This window comes from Bacillus sp. FSL R5-0576 (assembly GCF_038004765.1).
GTDB classification, from domain to species: Bacteria; Bacillota; Bacilli; order Bacillales; family Bacillaceae; genus Bacillus; species Bacillus subtilis.
Genome location: NZ_JBBORU010000001.1, coordinates 2,310,475 through 2,326,833 on the forward strand (window position 1 = coordinate 2,310,475; position 16,359 = coordinate 2,326,833).

General features: G+C 42.0%; 19 protein-coding genes. 7 read left to right on the plus strand and 12 right to left on the minus strand.

Annotation, left to right across the window (positions count from 1 at the left end; all coding sequences use genetic code 11):
- Positions 1 to 37: 37 nt before the first annotated feature.
- The 3 genes from NX903_RS11810 to NX903_RS11820 all read right to left on the minus strand — a co-directional run bounded on the left by NX903_RS11810 (position 38) and on the right by NX903_RS11820 (position 2,706).
- Positions 38 to 1,330 (minus strand): MFS transporter, encoded by a 1,293-nt coding sequence (locus tag NX903_RS11810; RefSeq protein WP_003230095.1) that lies wholly within the window; start codon positions 1,328 to 1,330, stop codon positions 38 to 40.
- A gap of 106 nt (positions 1,331 to 1,436) precedes the next feature.
- Complete coding sequence (gene sodA / locus NX903_RS11815) at positions 1,437 to 2,045, minus strand: superoxide dismutase SodA (protein ID WP_004398583.1); 609 nt, start codon at positions 2,043 to 2,045, stop codon at positions 1,437 to 1,439.
- Positions 2,046 to 2,223: 178 nt separating this feature from the next.
- Positions 2,224 to 2,706, minus strand: a complete 483-nt coding sequence (locus NX903_RS11820; RefSeq protein ID WP_004398518.1) for a DUF456 domain-containing protein — start codon at positions 2,704 to 2,706, stop codon at positions 2,224 to 2,226.
- A 109-nt stretch (positions 2,707 to 2,815) separates the two neighbouring features.
- Between NX903_RS11820 and NX903_RS11825 the strand changes: the two genes are divergently transcribed.
- The 3 genes from NX903_RS11825 to ispG all read left to right on the plus strand — a co-directional run bounded on the left by NX903_RS11825 (position 2,816) and on the right by ispG (position 5,227).
- Entirely contained in the window at positions 2,816 to 3,577 is a 762-nt protein-coding gene (locus NX903_RS11825) for a DUF1189 domain-containing protein (RefSeq protein ID WP_015384107.1), read from the plus strand.
- Between the two features lie 94 nt (positions 3,578 to 3,671).
- Positions 3,672 to 3,971, plus strand: a complete 300-nt coding sequence (locus tag NX903_RS11830) for a LysM peptidoglycan-binding domain-containing protein (protein ID WP_003230087.1) — start codon at positions 3,672 to 3,674, stop codon at positions 3,969 to 3,971.
- Positions 3,972 to 4,093: 122 nt separating this feature from the next.
- The gene (gene ispG, locus NX903_RS11835; protein ID WP_010886567.1) at positions 4,094 to 5,227 is read left to right on the plus strand and encodes a flavodoxin-dependent (E)-4-hydroxy-3-methylbut-2-enyl-diphosphate synthase; all 1,134 of its coding nucleotides are present in this window, start codon (positions 4,094 to 4,096) and stop codon (positions 5,225 to 5,227) included.
- 25 nt (positions 5,228 to 5,252) lie between these two features.
- On the opposite strand, the gene NX903_RS11840 is transcribed toward ispG, so the two are convergent.
- Entirely contained in the window at positions 5,253 to 5,642 is a 390-nt protein-coding gene (locus NX903_RS11840) for a DUF308 domain-containing protein (RefSeq protein ID WP_010886568.1), read from the minus strand.
- A gap of 132 nt (positions 5,643 to 5,774) precedes the next feature.
- On the opposite strand from NX903_RS11840, the gene NX903_RS11845 reads away from it, so the two are divergent.
- Complete coding sequence (locus NX903_RS11845) at positions 5,775 to 6,356, plus strand: hypothetical protein (protein ID WP_064671026.1); 582 nt, start codon at positions 5,775 to 5,777, stop codon at positions 6,354 to 6,356.
- Positions 6,357 to 6,398: 42 nt separating this feature from the next.
- Here the strand turns inward: NX903_RS11845 and zur are convergent, their stop codons facing one another.
- The gene (gene zur / locus NX903_RS11850) at positions 6,399 to 6,836 is read right to left on the minus strand and encodes a zinc uptake transcriptional repressor Zur (protein ID WP_003230079.1); all 438 of its coding nucleotides are present in this window, start codon (positions 6,834 to 6,836) and stop codon (positions 6,399 to 6,401) included.
- Between the two features lie 137 nt (positions 6,837 to 6,973).
- Positions 6,974 to 7,855, minus strand: a complete 882-nt coding sequence (locus NX903_RS11855) for a YitT family protein (RefSeq protein ID WP_003230077.1) — start codon at positions 7,853 to 7,855, stop codon at positions 6,974 to 6,976.
- Positions 7,856 to 7,970: 115 nt separating this feature from the next.
- Between NX903_RS11855 and NX903_RS11860 the strand changes: the two genes are divergently transcribed.
- Positions 7,971 to 8,225 (plus strand): DUF2624 domain-containing protein, encoded by a 255-nt coding sequence (locus NX903_RS11860; RefSeq protein WP_003230076.1) that lies wholly within the window; start codon positions 7,971 to 7,973, stop codon positions 8,223 to 8,225.
- A 26-nt stretch (positions 8,226 to 8,251) separates the two neighbouring features.
- Here the strand turns inward: NX903_RS11860 and NX903_RS11865 are convergent, their stop codons facing one another.
- Together NX903_RS11865 and cshB are read right to left on the minus strand one after the other, a co-directional pair.
- The gene (locus NX903_RS11865; protein ID WP_009967756.1) at positions 8,252 to 9,145 is read right to left on the minus strand and encodes a deoxyribonuclease IV; all 894 of its coding nucleotides are present in this window, start codon (positions 9,143 to 9,145) and stop codon (positions 8,252 to 8,254) included.
- A 9-nt stretch (positions 9,146 to 9,154) separates the two neighbouring features.
- Positions 9,155 to 10,471: a DEAD-box ATP-dependent RNA helicase CshB gene (cshB, locus tag NX903_RS11870; protein WP_046381188.1), complete on the minus strand. Its 1,317-nt coding sequence runs from the start codon at positions 10,469 to 10,471 to the stop codon at positions 9,155 to 9,157.
- Positions 10,472 to 10,639: 168 nt separating this feature from the next.
- On the opposite strand from cshB, the gene vrrA reads away from it, so the two are divergent.
- Complete coding sequence (vrrA, locus tag NX903_RS11875) at positions 10,640 to 11,389, plus strand: VrrA/YqfQ family protein (RefSeq protein ID WP_130572570.1); 750 nt, start codon at positions 10,640 to 10,642, stop codon at positions 11,387 to 11,389.
- 122 nt (positions 11,390 to 11,511) lie between these two features.
- Positions 11,512 to 12,456, plus strand: coding sequence for a 4-hydroxy-3-methylbut-2-enyl diphosphate reductase (locus tag NX903_RS11880; protein ID WP_014477361.1), 945 nt, complete (start codon positions 11,512 to 11,514; stop codon positions 12,454 to 12,456).
- 22 nt (positions 12,457 to 12,478) lie between these two features.
- Here NX903_RS11880 and NX903_RS11885 read toward each other — a convergent pair whose 3' ends face one another.
- From NX903_RS11885 to rpoD, 4 genes are all read right to left on the minus strand, one after another.
- Entirely contained in the window at positions 12,479 to 13,600 is a 1,122-nt protein-coding gene (locus tag NX903_RS11885; protein ID WP_144486684.1) for a Nif3-like dinuclear metal center hexameric protein, read from the minus strand.
- On the minus strand, positions 13,593 to 14,243 hold the full coding sequence (gene trmK, locus NX903_RS11890) for a tRNA (adenine(22)-N(1))-methyltransferase TrmK (RefSeq protein WP_015714276.1): 651 nt from the start codon (positions 14,241 to 14,243) through the stop codon (positions 13,593 to 13,595). Before trmK ends, NX903_RS11885 begins: the two co-directional genes overlap by 8 nt.
- Positions 14,244 to 14,499: 256 nt before the next feature.
- Complete coding sequence (gene cccA / locus NX903_RS11895; protein WP_003230068.1) at positions 14,500 to 14,862, minus strand: cytochrome c550; 363 nt, start codon at positions 14,860 to 14,862, stop codon at positions 14,500 to 14,502.
- A gap of 327 nt (positions 14,863 to 15,189) precedes the next feature.
- Positions 15,190 to 16,305, minus strand: coding sequence for an RNA polymerase sigma factor RpoD (rpoD, locus tag NX903_RS11900; RefSeq protein ID WP_003226225.1), 1,116 nt, complete (start codon positions 16,303 to 16,305; stop codon positions 15,190 to 15,192).
- Between the last annotated feature and the right edge of the window lie 54 nt (positions 16,306 to 16,359).

Genomic DNA, 16,359 nt, shown 5'->3' on the forward strand with positions numbered 1-16,359 from the left:
ACTTTTTTCTACAGATAACCCCTTTTTGGCAAAAAAATTATCTCTCGCCTTTTAACAGGGTCGGTTCTGTTACCCGTTTTTGGCCGTCTTCTTCCATGGTTTCATTTTCCCCTTCTTTCTCCTTAAAACGGATATCCTTGACAAAGTAATAAATCAAAGGATGTCCTATACCCAATATCGCAAGTGACAAAGGAATTCCCACATCCTCTTTCAGAAGGGCCACGATCAGGAGAAAGCACAAAATGGAAACAATTCTGCCGGCATTCAAGAACATTTCTCTAAGCACGATATATTCAATTCTTGCTTTTCTGGCATGCCTCGCGCGCCCTATCACATCATATGTAAGTGATACATATGGCACAAGCAACAGAGGATAGCCGATGGCAATAAAAACGCCGTACGTTAATAATGTCGAAAAGCTCATATGGAACAGAATCAAAAACAGCGCGCCATACAAAATAAGTCCGCCCAGCAAAATCGATTTTTTTCTCGCCTTTTTCTTAATCAGCCTGGATGCAAAGTAGTAGGCAAAGAAAGAAACAGCTGAATTGACAAGACCGAATGTACCGAGAGCAAGTTCGCTGTTTGTCTCAATAAATACAAACACACTGATTAAAAAGACAAAAATCCCTTCTCTCAAACCCTGAAAAAAATGCGCATTCGTGATTCTCCGCCAATTCATATTGCTATGGCGCTCTCCAAATACTTTGCTCAGCATAAAACGGCCCTTTGATTCTCTCCGTTTTAAGAAAAAGCTCATCACGACAGCCAGGGCAAATAAACTGAGGGAGAGACTGAAAATCACTGTATAACCCGTATTATTTTCAAGCCTTGAGATCACGAATCCGGCTACAATCGGGCCGATCATTCCTGCAGAGGAAGACAGAATGCCCATAAACCCGTTGAAAAAGTCTCGCGTATCCGGCTCTGTTATTTCAAAGGTCAGCACGTTAAACGCTAGCCAATAAAAGCCATAGCCCACTCCGAGCACCGCGCCGATTAGCACGAGGCGGCTGGCCGCCGTTTCTCCGGCTAAAAGCACACTTAAATAAAAGGCAGCTAAAAAAATGACGCCGAACCTTAAAATAAATACCCTGTCTATTTTTTTGGCTAACCGTCCAGCCAAATAAAAGGTTATCGGCTGCATTGTCACAATGGATAAATTATATATCGCCAAATCAATAAATTTCCCTGACTGCTTCCAAAGATACACATTAACAAATGTATTGGACAGTGCAATTCCCAGCGAGTAAAGCCCGCCAATGGTCAGCAGAAAGAGTAACCCTTTGTTTACGTCTACATCGCCTATCACTTTTTTTAGTTTGCTCATTACTGACTCCCCTTTACTATCCCTTAGTCTGTCTCACTCAAACCGAGATATGTAAAAAGAAGACATAAAAAAACAAGGCCCCATAATGAGGACCTTGTTTGTGCCATTATTTTGCTTCGCTGTATAGACGAGCCACTTCGTCCCAGTTTACAACATTCCAGAAAGCTGAAATGTAATCAGGACGGCGGTTTTGATAGTTAAGGTAGTAAGCATGCTCCCAAACGTCAAGACCTAAGATAGGCGTTTTGCCTTCTGAAAGCGGAGAATCTTGGTTTGGCGTGCTTGTGATTTCAAGTTTACCGTTGTTCACAACAAGCCATGCCCAGCCAGAACCGAAGCGTCCAGCTGCTGCTGCTGCAAATTGCTCTTTGAATTTGTCAAAGCTTCCAAATACACTGTTGATCTCTTCAGCAAGCGCGCCAGTCGGTTCGCCTCCGCCGTTTGGAGATAAAAGTGTCCAGAATAATTTGTGGTTTGCGTGTCCGCCGCCGTTGTTGCGGACTGCAGTGCGGATGTTTTCAGGAACAGAATCAAGATCTGCAACAAGCTCTTCAACTGATTTGTTGGCAAGAGCAGTGTTTCCTTCAACCGCTTTGTTTAAATTTGTAACGTATGTGTTGTGGTGTTTCGTATGGTGAATAGTCATAGTTTCCTTGTCGATATGCGGTTCTAAAGCATCGTACGCATAAGGTAATTCTGGAAGTTCGTAAGCCATGATAATTCCTCCTTAGTATATATGTACTGAAATGCCGCTTCACAGCGAGCCTTTCTTCATTCAATGTAACAAAAGAATGCTTTGTAATCAATGAAAAAGCTCACGATTTGGCTCATTTCAGCGGACATATTTCACTTTAACCGATAATCTGCCCCATTAAACCTGCCGCCAGCATTTCTTATAGGACCGTCCATAAAAAATATCCGATCATCAAAAGCTGTATGATGCCCTTGGCAATAACCCCTGTTAAAAAACCAATGAGTGAGCCGAGGCCAATTTTAAACGCTGACTTTAAGTCCTTCTGATGGACGATAAGTTCTGCGCAAACAGCCCCGATAAACGGACCCAATATGATCCCTGCAACCGGAATGACAAAAGGCCCGATTAATAAACCGATCGTGCTTCCCCATATGGCAGCTTTGCTTCCTCCGAACCTTTTTACTCCAAGCAGATTCGACACGTAATCTGCTGCGAATAATACTGCGGCAAAAACTGCCTCAACAAGCCAGAACATATAAGAATACGGACTGAATGAAAATAAAAATCCGTACAATACAAATCCGGCAACAATAAATACTACGCTCGGAATAACAGGATACACCAGCCCGATAAAGGCAATGATAAAAACCGCTGCAATTAACAGCCAATACAACATATCCATAGCTTCCATCCTCCCATTTTACTCTGTCTTCTTCATGTCTTCCTTGTATTCACACGCATGCAACGATACAATAAGCAACATATATTAGTTTAGCTAGGAAGTGAAGATAGTGAATGTGTTTCAGCTTTTCATTAAAAGTACATACTCTCCCCGTGATATTGCAAAAACAAGATTTCAAGGAATCGGAAAAGCGATTCTTTATGTATTTTTGCTCTCTGTCCTGTTTGCAATCCCTACCGCTTATTATGTAAGTACAGGGACCGTAAAATCAATGAACGGCTTTAAAACTGTTTTAAACAAAGATTTCCCTGATTTCACAATTTCAAACGGCAAACTTCAAACGGATGAGAAAAAAGCCACGGAATCTCAAGCAAATGGTTTCGTTATCGTGTTCGATCCGACAGACTCCTATGGCACTGAACAAATTGAAGCAAAGCAAAACGCAATCGGCATCCTTCAGAACAAATTTGTTTTGGCCATTGACGGACAAGCCCAAGAAATGTCTTACTCAATGATGCCGTCAGAGTTACAGAAAAAAGATGTCATTGCAGGGTTAAACCAAAATAAAGCGATGATTGTAACTGTTCTCTCAGCTCTTATTTTTCTCGTAACAGCAGCGGGAAAATTTATTGAAGTATCGTTTTTAGCGCTTATCGGGTTAATCATTAAGAATTCGCAGAAAAAACATTTATCCTATCATCAGCTCTGGAAGCTTTCTGCTTATTCCATCACCCTTTCAACTGTATTCTTTACAATCATGCGGGCATTAGAAGCAACCGTACCAAGTGAATTTTTGCTGAACTGGTTTGTCAATTTTGTCATCCTGTTTCTCGTTTTAAAAGAGATTCCGTCCAAAAAAGCTGCTGTATAAACCGAGGCTGCATTCGCAGTCTCTTTTCTTTTGTCATGAATCGAAATGGACAAGCATACTATGGTATAAAATTTCGTATGCGGGAGGAAAAGCGATGAAGCGTCTCACCTTAGTATGCAGCATTGTTTTTATACTTTTTATTCTTTTTTATGACCTTAAAATTGGAACCATACCCATTCAGGACCTCCCTGTCTATGAAGCATCAGCAAAAACGGCTGTACAAGAACCGGCTTATAAAACGGTGAAGGTAAAGCCGGGTGATACGGTTATGTCGATAGTCGGATCAGCAGGTTCTCCGGATGACATTGTAAAGGATTTTGAAGCACTGAATCCAAATGTGAAAGCTAACGCCATTCAAGCCGGAACAGCGTATAAATTCCCGGTCTACCCTTAATTTAACGTTAATTTCTTGTCAGTTCGGCGAAGACACTGTTACAATGTAATTTGTAAAATAAATTCACATAAACCATACTAGAATTGTTATATCTAGAAGCGGCAACTACAATTAAGGAGCGATTGCAAGTGAGTGAAATCACACATCGTACAAAAACGCGTCCCGTCAAAGTGGGACCTTTAACAATAGGCGGCAACAATGAAGTTGTCATCCAAAGCATGACAACAACAAAAACACATGATGTAGAAGCAACGGTTGCGGAAATTAACCGTTTGGCTGAAGCCGGATGCCAAATCGTTCGGGTAGCATGTCCGGATGAACGGGCGGCAAACGCCATTGCGGATATTAAAAAGCGCATTTCCATTCCTCTCGTTGTTGACATACATTTCGATTATAAACTTGCGTTGAAAGCCATTGAAGGCGGCGCAGATAAAATCCGAATCAACCCCGGCAACATCGGCCGGCGCGAAAAAGTTGAAGCGGTTGTTAAAGCGGCCAAAGACAAAGGCATTCCGATCAGAATCGGAGTAAACGCCGGTTCATTGGAAAAACGTATTTTAGAAAAATACGGTTATCCGACTGCCGATGGAATGGTAGAAAGCGCACTTCATCACATTAAAATTCTTGAGGATCTTGATTTTCACGATATTATTGTCAGCATGAAGGCCTCTGACGTGAACCTTGCAATCGAGGCTTATGAAAAAGCGGCGAAAGCGTTTGACTACCCGCTTCACCTCGGGATCACCGAGTCAGGAACGCTGTTTGCCGGCACAGTAAAGAGCGCAGCAGGACTCGGCGCCATTTTAAGCAAAGGCATCGGGAACACCATGCGCATTTCACTAAGCGCAGACCCTGTAGAAGAGGTAAAAGTAGCAAGAGAGCTTCTGAAATCTTTCGGCTTAGCCTCCAATGCCGCCACGCTCATCTCATGTCCGACTTGCGGCCGTATTGAGATTGATCTAATCAGCATTGCCAATGAAGTGGAAGAGTATATTTCTAAGATAAAAGCGCCGATTAAAGTTGCTGTTCTCGGCTGCGCTGTAAACGGACCTGGTGAAGCGAGAGAAGCTGATATCGGAATCGCCGGCGCACGCGGTGAAGGACTGCTGTTCCGGAAAGGGAAAATTGTCCGTAAGGTTCCAGAGGAAACGATGGTAGAAGAACTCAAAAAAGAAATTGACATTCTTGCTGAGGAACACTACGCAAAACTTGAAGCTGAAAAAGCAAAATTAAAAGAAGAAACACAAAAAGCTTGACGGGAACCCGTCAAGCTTTTTTGTGTTAGAAAAATGGAATAATAAATATTCCAAGCACTAATGAAACGACACCGATACCCATTGCCCAGGCTCCAAGGCCTTGAGCACCTCTTCTTCTTGCGATATAGCCGACAATAATACCGGCAGCTCCCAATAAAACAGGCAGTACAAACAATGAAATGATGGACAAGGCTAAAGCGATGTACCCTATTCCCCGTCCTTCATTGACATTGCCGCCGCTGCGATCATTGTCTTGGTCATTGCTGCGGTCAGCAGCACGATAAGGCTCTGCGATTTCAGCAGCTGTTTCCTCAAAAAAACCGTCATTGTCGCGGGTAATATTTGTCCCTTCAGATCCATGATCAACATAGTAACTGTTGTTATCACGCTTTTCGTAATCGTTTGCCACCTTCAATTCCCCCTTCTGTTTTATTAAAGGAGCTTTTATAGTTTGATCCATTTTGCCTGATTCATGTTTGCTAAACTTTTCTGTTAATGTCAATTGTTTATGTTACACTTGAAGGGATGAAACTGAAGGAGTGTGGGCATGTTACGCTTAGGAATAGATATTGACGGCACAATCACGGCTCAGGATACATTCGTCCCTTATTTGAACCGTTCGTTTAATCTTTCCATTTCATTAAACGATATGACGGATTATGATTTAACAAAGCTGTTAAACATTACCCAGGAAGAATTTTGGGATTGGATGAATCAAAATGAAGCAATCATATATAAGGAAGCATTGCTTGCACAGCATGCGAAACAGTCACTTGATCTTCTCAAAGAGGAGCACAAGCTTATTTATATTACAGCGAGACGGACTCATTTAACTGATATTACCTATGAATGGTTTGACAGACAAAACATTCATTATGACCACATCGAACTCGTTGGCGGTCATCACAAAGTTGAAGCGGTCAAGGATCATAACATCGACCTGTTTTTTGAAGATCATCACGGGAACGCCATGATGATTGCGAAAGAAGCCGGGATACCGGTGATTTTGTTCAATTCCCCTTATAATCAGCTTCCGATTGATTCAAACATCATCAGAGTAAACAACTGGCTAGAAGCCGTTCAATGGATGAACAACAACAAGCATCACTTTATACGCGTCAATAACTGAAAAAGGAGCCCAAACCGGGCCCCTTTTTCATATATACGCATTTTACGCAGTAGTGTTGTCTTGGTTTTCCGCTGTACAATCAGGGCATGTGCCGTAAATCTCAAATTTATGCCCGCTGACCTGATAGCCATCCAAATCATCACAAAGCTTGTCCATCGGACATGATTCAATTTCCTTTGTTTTGCCGCAGGCAAGACAAATAAAATGATGGTGGTGATGGGTGAATGAACACTTAAATCTGAAAAGCTTTTCACCGGACAGCTCAGTTGTTTCCAAAATCCCAAGTTCTTCATATAAAGAAAGATTTCTGTAGATTGTATCAAAGCTTAAGCCTGGATAATCATCATTCAGTGCAGACAGTACGTTTTTAGCGGTAAGATATCTGTCTGAATCAGCAAAAAGCTGCAGCATATCCTCCCGTTTGTTTGTATATTTATATCCGTTTTCTTTTAATAGGTTCAGCGCTTCTTGGACGTTCATGAAGGGTCCCCCTTTTCGCTTTGCTTAAGAACGTATCACATGTATGAAAAAGAAAATGGCAGCTGTCTGTCCAGCAAGCCATTTTCTTTACTGCAGATAAAATTATACCCATAAAATGAATAAAAGTAAATGAAAGCCTAGTGGATTGCGTTTTTGAATTTTCCGCCTCTCGTTTCATGAGTATTCATAATTGTTATGAATGCATTTTGATCAACTTCAAACACGATCGATTTGAGCTTTGTCACTTCCAGCCTTGTGACAACCGCGTAAATTACGTCTTTTTCTTCGTCCGTATATCCGCCTTTCCCCTTCAGCTTCGTTGTGCCCCGACCGAGACGGTGCAAAATCGCGTCGGAAATCTCATCATACTGCTCAGACACAATAATGACAGCTTTTGTTTCATCAAGCCCTTGGATCACAGCATCAATCGTTTTCATCGCAATATAATAAGTCATGAATGAGTACATCGCTTGCTCAGGACCGAACACAAAAACTGCCCAAATGAAGATGAACACATTGATGAACATAACGAACTCACCTACTGAAAACGGGAGTTTTTTGGTCAGCAAAATACCGAGAATTTCTGTACCATCCATTGAACCTCCGTTTCGAATAACAAGCCCGACGCCAAAGCCGAGTAAAAGACCTCCGAACACAGTAGCCAAAATAGGCTGGGTTGTAATGGCTTCTACATGGTGAAGTGAGGATTCAATAACGGCAAGCCCGACAATCCCTATAAACGTAGAGACTAGAAAGGTCTTACCGATATATTTATATCCGAAGATCATAAAAGGAATATTTAATATGACAACGAAAAAAGCGAAATTCAGAAAGGGGTTTGACATAAAGAGGTGGTCTAAAATAAGTGATACACCGATAATCCCGCCATCAATAAAATCATTGGGGATTAAAAATAATTCGATACTTACAGCCGCAGATGCAGCACCTACCAGAATCATAAAGACCCTGAAAATAAAATGGGTAAATGTTTCTTTCTTATGTTGTTTTGTTGGGGTCATAAAATCTCCTTTCCTGCAATAACTATTTTAAATACATTATAAATCTATTTTACCATTAAACACTGACACATTTTACTGATTTGCCCATACATTAAGTCTGGAGGTGGAATGACCGATGATTTTATTTCAAAGAATTATTTTACAGCGGCTTAATCAGGCTACTGCTGATGATTTGCTGAAGTACTCAAAACAATACGGTATCAGCTTAACAAGATCGCAGGCCGTTGAAGTAGCGAACTTGTTATACGGGAAAAATGTAAACATCTTTAATGAGAGTGAACGAATGCGGCTGTTGAAACAAGTAGAGACGATTACATCGAAAGAAACAGCTCAAACAGTTAATGAACTATTCAAACAATTTACAAGCTAAAAAATGGGGGTGTTATCCCCCATTTTTTATTGCTGTAAAATCTTTTCGAGCAATGTATCATCAAATTGTTTTTCTTTCAGCATTTCAATCTCAAAACGGTATGGCGGTTTTTTGTTCTTTTTATCTTCACCGACATATGGTGTTTCAAGAATTTTTGGAATGTCTTTTAACTGCTCATGGTGAACAACATATTGCAGTGCGTCAAAACCTATTTCACCAAAGCCAATATTTTCATGGCGGTCTTTTCTCGCACCTTTGACATTTTTGCTGTCATTGATATGAAGCACTTTAATACGGTCAATGCCAATGATTTTATCGAACTCATTTAGCACTCCGTCAAAGTCTTCGACAATGTTATACCCGGCATCATGTGTATGGCACGTGTCAAAGCACACTGACAGCTGCTCATTGTGTGTAACGCCTTCGATAATCTGTGCAAGCTCCTCAAAGCTTCTGCCGCATTCTGATCCTTTTCCAGCCATTGTTTCTAATGCAATCTGGACATTTTGATTCGGATCAATCACTTCATTTAAGCCTTCAATAATTTTTTTGATGCCGGCTTCAGCTCCTGCCCCTACATGAGCGCCAGGATGAAGGACAATTTGCTTCGCTCCGATGGCCGCTGTCCGTTCAATTTCTGAACGAAGAAAATCAACACCCAGCTCAAAAGTGGACGGATTTGTCGTGTTGCCAATATTAATAATATAAGGCGCGTGTACGATAATCTCGTCAATGCCGTTTTCTTGCATATGTGCCCGGCCTGCTTCTATATTTAAGTCTTCAATTTTCTTTCGGCGCGTATTTTGCGGTGCGCCTGTATAGATCATAAACGTATTCGCCCCATAAGAGACTGCTTCCTGGCTTGCAGCCAGAAGCATATGTTTTCCGCTCATAGAGACGTGTGAGCCTATTCTCAGCAACAGGTTCCCCTACTTTCTTTTCTTAGATTGGTTTCTTCTCTGTTTTTTCTTGATTTTCTCCATCTCATAGCTCATTTTCTTTTTATACCCAGGCTTAACCTTCTTCGGCTTTTTCACGAGACGATGAGCAATTTCATCCGCTTCATTCGGCGTTTTTTTACGCTTTTTGCGGCGCTGACGGTCATCGCCTTTTTTCCATTCGCCCTTGTCAAGCTCTAAGTAATCAAATTCGATGCCCATTTTTTCAAGTCTTACTAATGCATCCTCATCAGTAAGCTCATAAATGGTCATCGCTTGTCCTGATGAGCCGGCACGAGCCGTTCTGCCCACACGGTGAACATAGAAATCGAGATCATCCGGCAGCTCATAGTTGATAACATGGCTGACACCTTTAATATCAATACCTCTTGCGGCAAGGTCAGTTGCAATGACATATGTGAATTCCAAATCATTGATCTGCTTCATGACTTTTTTCCGCTCACGTGGTGTTAATCCGCCGTGCAGCAAGCCAATTTTCATGCCTTTGCCAGTCAGATACTGGGCAATATGGTCAGCCGTATTTTTCGTGTTGGCAAACACAATCCCCAGGTATGGATTCAGATGCGACATGATGTCAAAAAGGAGCTTGTCCTTGTCACGATGTTTCGAAGGAATGAGGATATGCTCGATTTTCGCAGCAGTCACCTGTTTTGGCTCCACATGGGCGTATTTCGGATTTTCCATGTATTTCTTCAAAAATGGTTTCAGCTTTTCCGGTATGGTCGCTGAGAACACAAGCATTTGCAGATTTTCAGGCATGCGGGAACCGATGTAATCTACATCTGCAAGGAATCCCATGTCCAGCATTAAATCCGCTTCATCAATAACAAGAGATTCCGCTTTATGAACACTTAACGCCTGTTCTTTGATTAAGTCAGCAATCCGTCCGGGTGTACCGACAACAAGATGCGGCTGTATTTTCAATTTATCAATTGATTTTTGTTTATCAGTGCCTCCGATAAAACATTTCGAGCGAATCTGACTGCCTTCCTCACCCTGTGTGATTTTAAGCGCTTCCTGATAAATCTGGTTGGCAAGCTCTCTTGTAGGAGCCGTAATGACTACCTGAACGACATCCTTAGCAGGATCGATTTTGTTTAATAAAGGCAGTAAATAAGCGTGAGTCTTTCCAGTACCCGTCTGAGACTGGCCGATGACGCTTTCTTTTTTTAACACTGCAGGAATCAGCCTTTTTTGAATATCAGTCGGTTCGTAAAAACCAAGGCGATGTACTGCATCTATAATAAATGGTTTCAATTCATAAAGTTCAAATTTCGTTTCTTTCATTTTTCCCAGCTCCTTAAAGCGGCACATTATGTGTCCATCATCACATTATACCCGATTTTGCTTAAAAACACCACGTTTGCAAGGCGTTTGTTTTATTCAGTTATGTAAAGCAAATACCGCAGCCCATGCATATTCTAATAGCAGAGAGAGCTGAAAGGAGGTACAAGTATGTTTTCACCGCAGCAGCCAATGAGAAATTACCCACAGCCCGGACCGCCCCGCCCCATGCCAAATCAGCGAATGATGGGCAGAAGACCGCCTAATATGCGAGGACCTTCATTTGGAGCACAGCAGCAAGGTTTTCAGCAAGCCGGACAATTTCTTCCTCAGGCAAATGCCGGAGCGAGAAATGGTGCAGGTGCAGGTACAGGCGGAGGCTTAAAAGGAATGCTGTCAAGGTTCCTACCCGGCGGAGGAGGCGCTGGCAGCGCCGGAGTTCCTGGAATTCCAGGAGCAGGTGCAGCAGCGAGCGGAGGTGCTGGCCTGCAAGGCATTCAAAATATCGCCAATCCTGCATCATTATCCAGTATGCTTGGAAATGTGCAAAAAGTACTCGGCATGGCGCAGCAAGTCACCCCTATGATCCAGCAGTACGGCCCATTAGTCCGCAATCTGCCAGCAATGATGAAGCTGTACAGCCAATTAAGTAAAAGTGATGATACTGAGACAGAGACCAATGAGGAAAGTGAAAAACAATCAGTTTCAGAAGAATCATCAGAAAAAGAGAAAGAGACTGAAACAAAAACCTCAGATGGGAACAAAAAATCAAAACCAAAAAGTTCTTCTCTCCCAAAGAAATCTAAAACAACTGACAATAAAGAACAAGAATCAAAAACGTCTGCCCCGAAGAAAAAGGAAGCTGCCTCTCCTGCTCCGAAAAGAACATCAGGCAGTTCAAAACCGAGATTATATATTTAACATTCTTTGATATCTGAAGTGAGATTGGCTATAATGAGATCAGAAGAATGCAAGAATAGAGCCGTTTGATTACGGCTTTTTATATTGCCTTTACTCACTTCAGTATTGGAGGACAACCGAAAATGGACGTAATTAAAATTTCACCGCGCGGCTATTGCTATGGTGTTGTTGATGCTATGGTCATTGCCAAAAATGCGTCACTAGATAAAAGCTTGCCAAGACCCATCTATATACTCGGAATGATTGTTCATAATAAACACGTCACTGATGCGTTTGAAGAGGAAGGGATTTTTACATTGGACGGCTCTAACCGTCTGGACATCTTAAAGCAGGTTGACAAAGGAACTGTCATTTTCACTGCGCACGGTGTTTCTCCCGAAGTCAGAAGAATCGCAGAAGAAAAAGGGTTAGTCGCAATTGATGCTACATGTCCGGATGTGACGAAAACTCATAATCTAATCTTAGAGATGAAAGAAAAAGGATATCACGTGATCTATATCGGCAAAAAAGGGCATCCAGAGCCTGAGGGAGCCGTTGGCGTAGCGCCGGAGATCGTTCACTTAGTTGAAACAGAAGAAGATGTAAAGAACCTTGATATCCAAGCAGAGAAGTTAATCGTGACGAATCAAACAACAATGTCTCAATGGGATGTTCACGACATTATGGAGCTTGTCAAAGAAAAATATCCTCATGTCGAATATCACCAAGAGATTTGCCTCGCTACTCAAGTGCGGCAGGAAGCTGTATCTGAGCAGGCAAAAAAAGCGGACTTAACAATCGTTGTCGGAGACCCGAAAAGCAACAATTCAAATAGGCTTGCTCAAGTGTCAGAGGAAATAGCCGGGACAAAAGCATACCGGATCGGTGACTTAAGCGAATTGAAGCTCGAATGGCTGAAAGGCGTTAATACCGTTGCAGTTACAGCGGGAGCTTCAACACCGACGCCGATCACAAAAGAAGTCATTCGCTTTTTAGAGCAGTTTGATCACGAAGATCCATCAACTTGGACAACTGAACATAATATACCGCTCAAAAAAATACTTCCAAAAGTAAAAGCAAAAAACTGAGGCTGTAAAAGCCTCAGTTTTTTTATAGAAATGTAAATGGATTTGTATCTGTTTCAGAAACAAAGATATTCACGCCAAACTTTTTATCATTACACATTGATGTCAGTTTTCTCGTGACGCCTTCTTTCATGATTTTTTCCGCGTAATGGCCCGGATCAACCACATTTAGGCCAAGCATCATCGCATCATGGGCCACATGGAAGTATAAATCTCCTGTGACGTAAACATCGGCTCCCTTTCGTTTTGCATGATGAATATACTTGTTTCCATCTCCGCCAAGAACAGCTACTTTTTTCACCATGCTGTCAGCATCCCCCACCATTCTGACACCATTGACGTCAAGCTTGTCTTTCACAAATAAAGCGAATTCCTTGAGCGTCATCTCATTTTTAAGGGTTCCGACACGGCCGAGCCCTTTTTCGGCGGGAGTCTGTTCGATAGGATAGATATCGTAAGCAACTTCTTCATATGGATGGCTTTTTATCATTGCATTGATAACAGCTTTTTCGACGCTTTTAGGAAATACAGTCTCAAGCCTTACTTCATGAACAAGCTCAAGCTCTCCCACTTCACCGATAAAAGGCTTAGCTCCGTCTAATGGTTTAAAACTGCCGATTCCTTCAGATGAAAACGCGCAATGGCTGTATTCACCGATATGGCCGGCCCCCGCATTTCCGAGCGCGGCTCTGACCTGCTCTTCATATTCCTTCGGCACGTATACTGCCAGCTTTTTCAGAGGATCCGTATAAGTAGGCACCAGCACTTCCGTCTGACTCAGCTCTAATGCTTCAGCAAGCAAATCATTCACACCGCCGTCCGCAACGTCTAAATTTGTATGAGCTGCATAAACAGCAATATCATGCTTCAAACACTTTTCAATTAACTTTCCGGCAGGCTGATCTGTTGAAATATGCTTTAGCGGCCGGAAAATTGGTGGATGGTGTGCAATAATCAAGTCAACCTCTTTTTCAATCGCTTCATCGATAACGCTCTCTAACACATCAAGTGTAACCATCACATTTTTAATTGGTTTGTTTAAGGTGCCGATTTGCAGGCCGATTTTATCTCCTTCAACCGCATAGGCTTTCGGGGAAAATTGTTCAAACAGCTGGATGATCTGCTGCCCATTTACACTTTTAGCCATGATCGATTACCTCCTTTAACAGCTCCATTCGATCGGCGAGCTCCTTTAATTTTTGTTTGTTTTGCTCTGTATCCGCCGCTTGGCTGATCTGTTCATAAATGCTTTGAGTGTGCTGAAGCTCTTGTGTCCACTTTTTCAAAAAGACAGCATTTTTTTCTTTTGCCAAGAAAGGGCCGACAAGCATCCCGGCTGATAAAGAAATACCGTCATAAGCCGCATCCCTGTCTCCCGCTTCGGCTACCAGCACCTCATAGCACTTTCCGTCCTCTTCAAGGATTACCTCATCTATCAGCGCATATCCTTCTTTATAAAGCCACTCCCTGATATGAACAGCATGAATATTCGGCTGTAAAATGAACCGTTCTTTCCCCGTTAATTTGTCTTTGCCTGCTTCTAAAATGTGAGCGATCAAAGCCCCGCCCATTCCGGCAATCGTAATGGCATCAGCTTCACCTTTTTTAATCACTTCCAGTCCGTCTCCCTGCCTTACAGAAATGTGCGAGTTTAAGCCTGATTTTTCAACCTGCCGCTTTGCAGACAAAAATGGGCCATCTGTGATTTCTCCGGCAATCGCCCCGCTGGCTTTATGATTCAGCACCGCATAACAAGGAAGGTATGCGTGATCAGAGCCGATATCGGCCATCACCGCTCCATTCGGTATGTACTCCGCTACTGTTTGCAATCGTTTAGATAATTTTAATTCGTTCACTTGTCATCACAACTTTTCTCAATCATTTTTTCCTTTACTATCATATAAAAAATCAGCCCGGAATCCAAGCTGAAGCAAATGATTTTGAGATTATTTCTTTTGATGCAGGTCTGCACGCGGCAGTCAAAAATAAAAGGCTGTCGAGAACATCTCGGCGGCCTGTGAATGTATAAAGAGAAAAATGGTTCTTTTATTTAATTTTCGACACCCACTCTGCCATATCATCCAGCTTATCGGCCGGAACAAGACCGGAAGGCATTCCATTACCGCCTTTTTCGATCTTTGTTTTAATTTCAGCGACATCTTTCTTATCCCCTACACCTTTTAAGCTAGGACCCGAAACACCTTCATAATTTTCACCGTGGCATGCGATGCAGTTTGCCTTGTAAATTTCTTCTGGTGAAGCGTTTGCATCTTTCTTTTCAGCAGATTTGCTTTCTCCTCCGCTTGCAATCTCCCGAGAGTCATCAAGTCCTTTTACTGATAAAAAGAAAGTTAGACCAATTCCTAAAACAGCGATCAGCAAAAATGGAATAAGCGGGTTCCATTTCATTTCCCTTCCCCCTTTTTGATCCTTCCCCCTATGTAAACACTTCTAATTCTAACTTATTTTTACAAAAAGTAAATGGATTGCTATACAAAAGTTTTTTATTCACACTTTATACAAAATTGAATTGAAACATGCCTAAATCTCTAATATCCTTTTTATTCTATTGTATAATGTATTGTATACGCTTACAATAGAAAATATGGAATTAGATTTTGAAATTTTTCACCACAATGTTCATTTGCAAATGACATCATTTTTCAGTAAAATAAAGGCATATTATCCATATATCTTTTTAAAAAAGAAGAACGGATCATCAAGACCCGTTCCATCTTATTCGAGGAAATCTTTCAAACGTTTACTTCTGCTAGGATGTCTTAGTTTCCGCAACGCTTTGGCTTCGATTTGTCGAATACGCTCTCTCGTTACTCCAAATACTTTGCCGACCTCTTCTAATGTTCTTGTACGGCCGTCATCAAGACCGAATCGAAGACGCAATACATTTTCTTCACGATCAGTTAACGTATCAAGCACATCTTCCAGCTGCTCTTTCAATAGCTCGTATGCGGCGTGGTCAGAAGGTGAAGTTGCTTCTTGGTCTTCAATGAAATCACCAAGGTGCGAGTCATCCTCTTCACCGATCGGTGTTTCCAGCGATACCGGCTCTTGAGCAATCTTTAAGATTTCGCGTACTTTTTCAGGCGTTAAATCCATATCTTCCGCAATTTCTTCAGGTGTTGGTTCTCTGCCTAAGTCTTGCAGTAATTGACGCTGCACACGGATTAATTTATTAATGGTTTCAACCATATGAACGGGAATCCGGATCGTTCTCGCCTGATCGGCAATGGCGCGTGTAATCGCCTGTCTGATCCACCACGTAGCATACGTACTGAATTTATAACCTTTGCGATAATCAAATTTTTCAACGGCTTTCATCAGGCCCATGTTTCCTTCCTGGATCAGATCAAGGAACAGCATACCGCGTCCGACATACCGTTTTGCGATACTGACAACAAGCCGCAGGTTCGCTTCAGCCAATCTGCGTTTAGATTCTTCGTCACCTTCTTCAATCTTTTGAGCGTAGGCGATTTCTTCTTTTGCAGAAAGAAGGTTAACCCGACCGATTTCCTTTAAATACATACGAACTGGGTCATTGATTTTAACGCCAGGCGGTACACTTAGGTCATTAAGGTCAAATTCTTCTTCGGCTTTGGCAAGCTGCTGAATATTAGGATCTTCTGTTTCTTCATTCTCACTAATTAATTCAACACCTTGTTCACCTAAAAATTCATAATACTCATCCATTTGGTCTGATTCAATTTCAAAGCTGGACATACGCTCAGCAATTTCTTCATATGTCAAAACGCCACGTTTTTTACCAGACTCTGTTAATTGCTCTTTTACTTGGTCGAATGTTAATTCTGTCTCGTGGGTTTGTTTATCAGCCATTATGGATCCCTCCTTCCAAAGCTTGCAACGAATTCTATAAGCGGTATGATTCTT

Bases quoted from the DNA above. Each gene is read 5' to 3' on its own strand.
- cccA (WP_003230068.1), bottom strand. From the start codon at position 14,862: ATGAAATGGAACCCGCTTATTCCATTTTTGCTGATCGCTGTTTTAGGA.
- NX903_RS11860 (WP_003230076.1), top strand. From the start codon at position 7,971: ATGATTTTATTTCAAAGAATTATTTTACAGCGGCTTAATCAGGCTACT.
- trmK (WP_015714276.1), bottom strand. From the start codon at position 14,243: ATGGCCGATATCGGCTCTGATCACGCATACCTTCCTTGTTATGCGGTG.
- zur (WP_003230079.1), bottom strand. From the start codon at position 6,836: ATGAACGTCCAAGAAGCGCTGAACCTATTAAAAGAAAACGGATATAAA.
- rpoD (WP_003226225.1), bottom strand. From the start codon at position 16,305: ATGGCTGATAAACAAACCCACGAGACAGAATTAACATTCGACCAAGTA.
- NX903_RS11810 (WP_003230095.1), bottom strand. From the start codon at position 1,330: ATGAGCAAACTAAAAAAAGTGATAGGCGATGTAGACGTAAACAAAGGG.
- NX903_RS11855 (WP_003230077.1), bottom strand. From the start codon at position 7,855: ATGACCCCAACAAAACAACATAAGAAAGAAACATTTACCCATTTTATT.
- vrrA (WP_130572570.1), top strand. From the start codon at position 10,640: ATGTTTTCACCGCAGCAGCCAATGAGAAATTACCCACAGCCCGGACCG.
- cshB (WP_046381188.1), bottom strand. From the start codon at position 10,471: ATGAAAGAAACGAAATTTGAACTTTATGAATTGAAACCATTTATTATA.
- NX903_RS11880 (WP_014477361.1), top strand. From the start codon at position 11,512: ATGGACGTAATTAAAATTTCACCGCGCGGCTATTGCTATGGTGTTGTT.
- sodA (WP_004398583.1), bottom strand. From the start codon at position 2,045: ATGGCTTACGAACTTCCAGAATTACCTTATGCGTACGATGCTTTAGAA.
- NX903_RS11885 (WP_144486684.1), bottom strand. From the start codon at position 13,600: ATGGCTAAAAGTGTAAATGGGCAGCAGATCATCCAGCTGTTTGAACAA.
- NX903_RS11845 (WP_064671026.1), top strand. From the start codon at position 5,775: ATGTTACGCTTAGGAATAGATATTGACGGCACAATCACGGCTCAGGAT.
- NX903_RS11830 (WP_003230087.1), top strand. From the start codon at position 3,672: ATGAAGCGTCTCACCTTAGTATGCAGCATTGTTTTTATACTTTTTATT.
- NX903_RS11820 (WP_004398518.1), bottom strand. From the start codon at position 2,706: ATGGATATGTTGTATTGGCTGTTAATTGCAGCGGTTTTTATCATTGCC.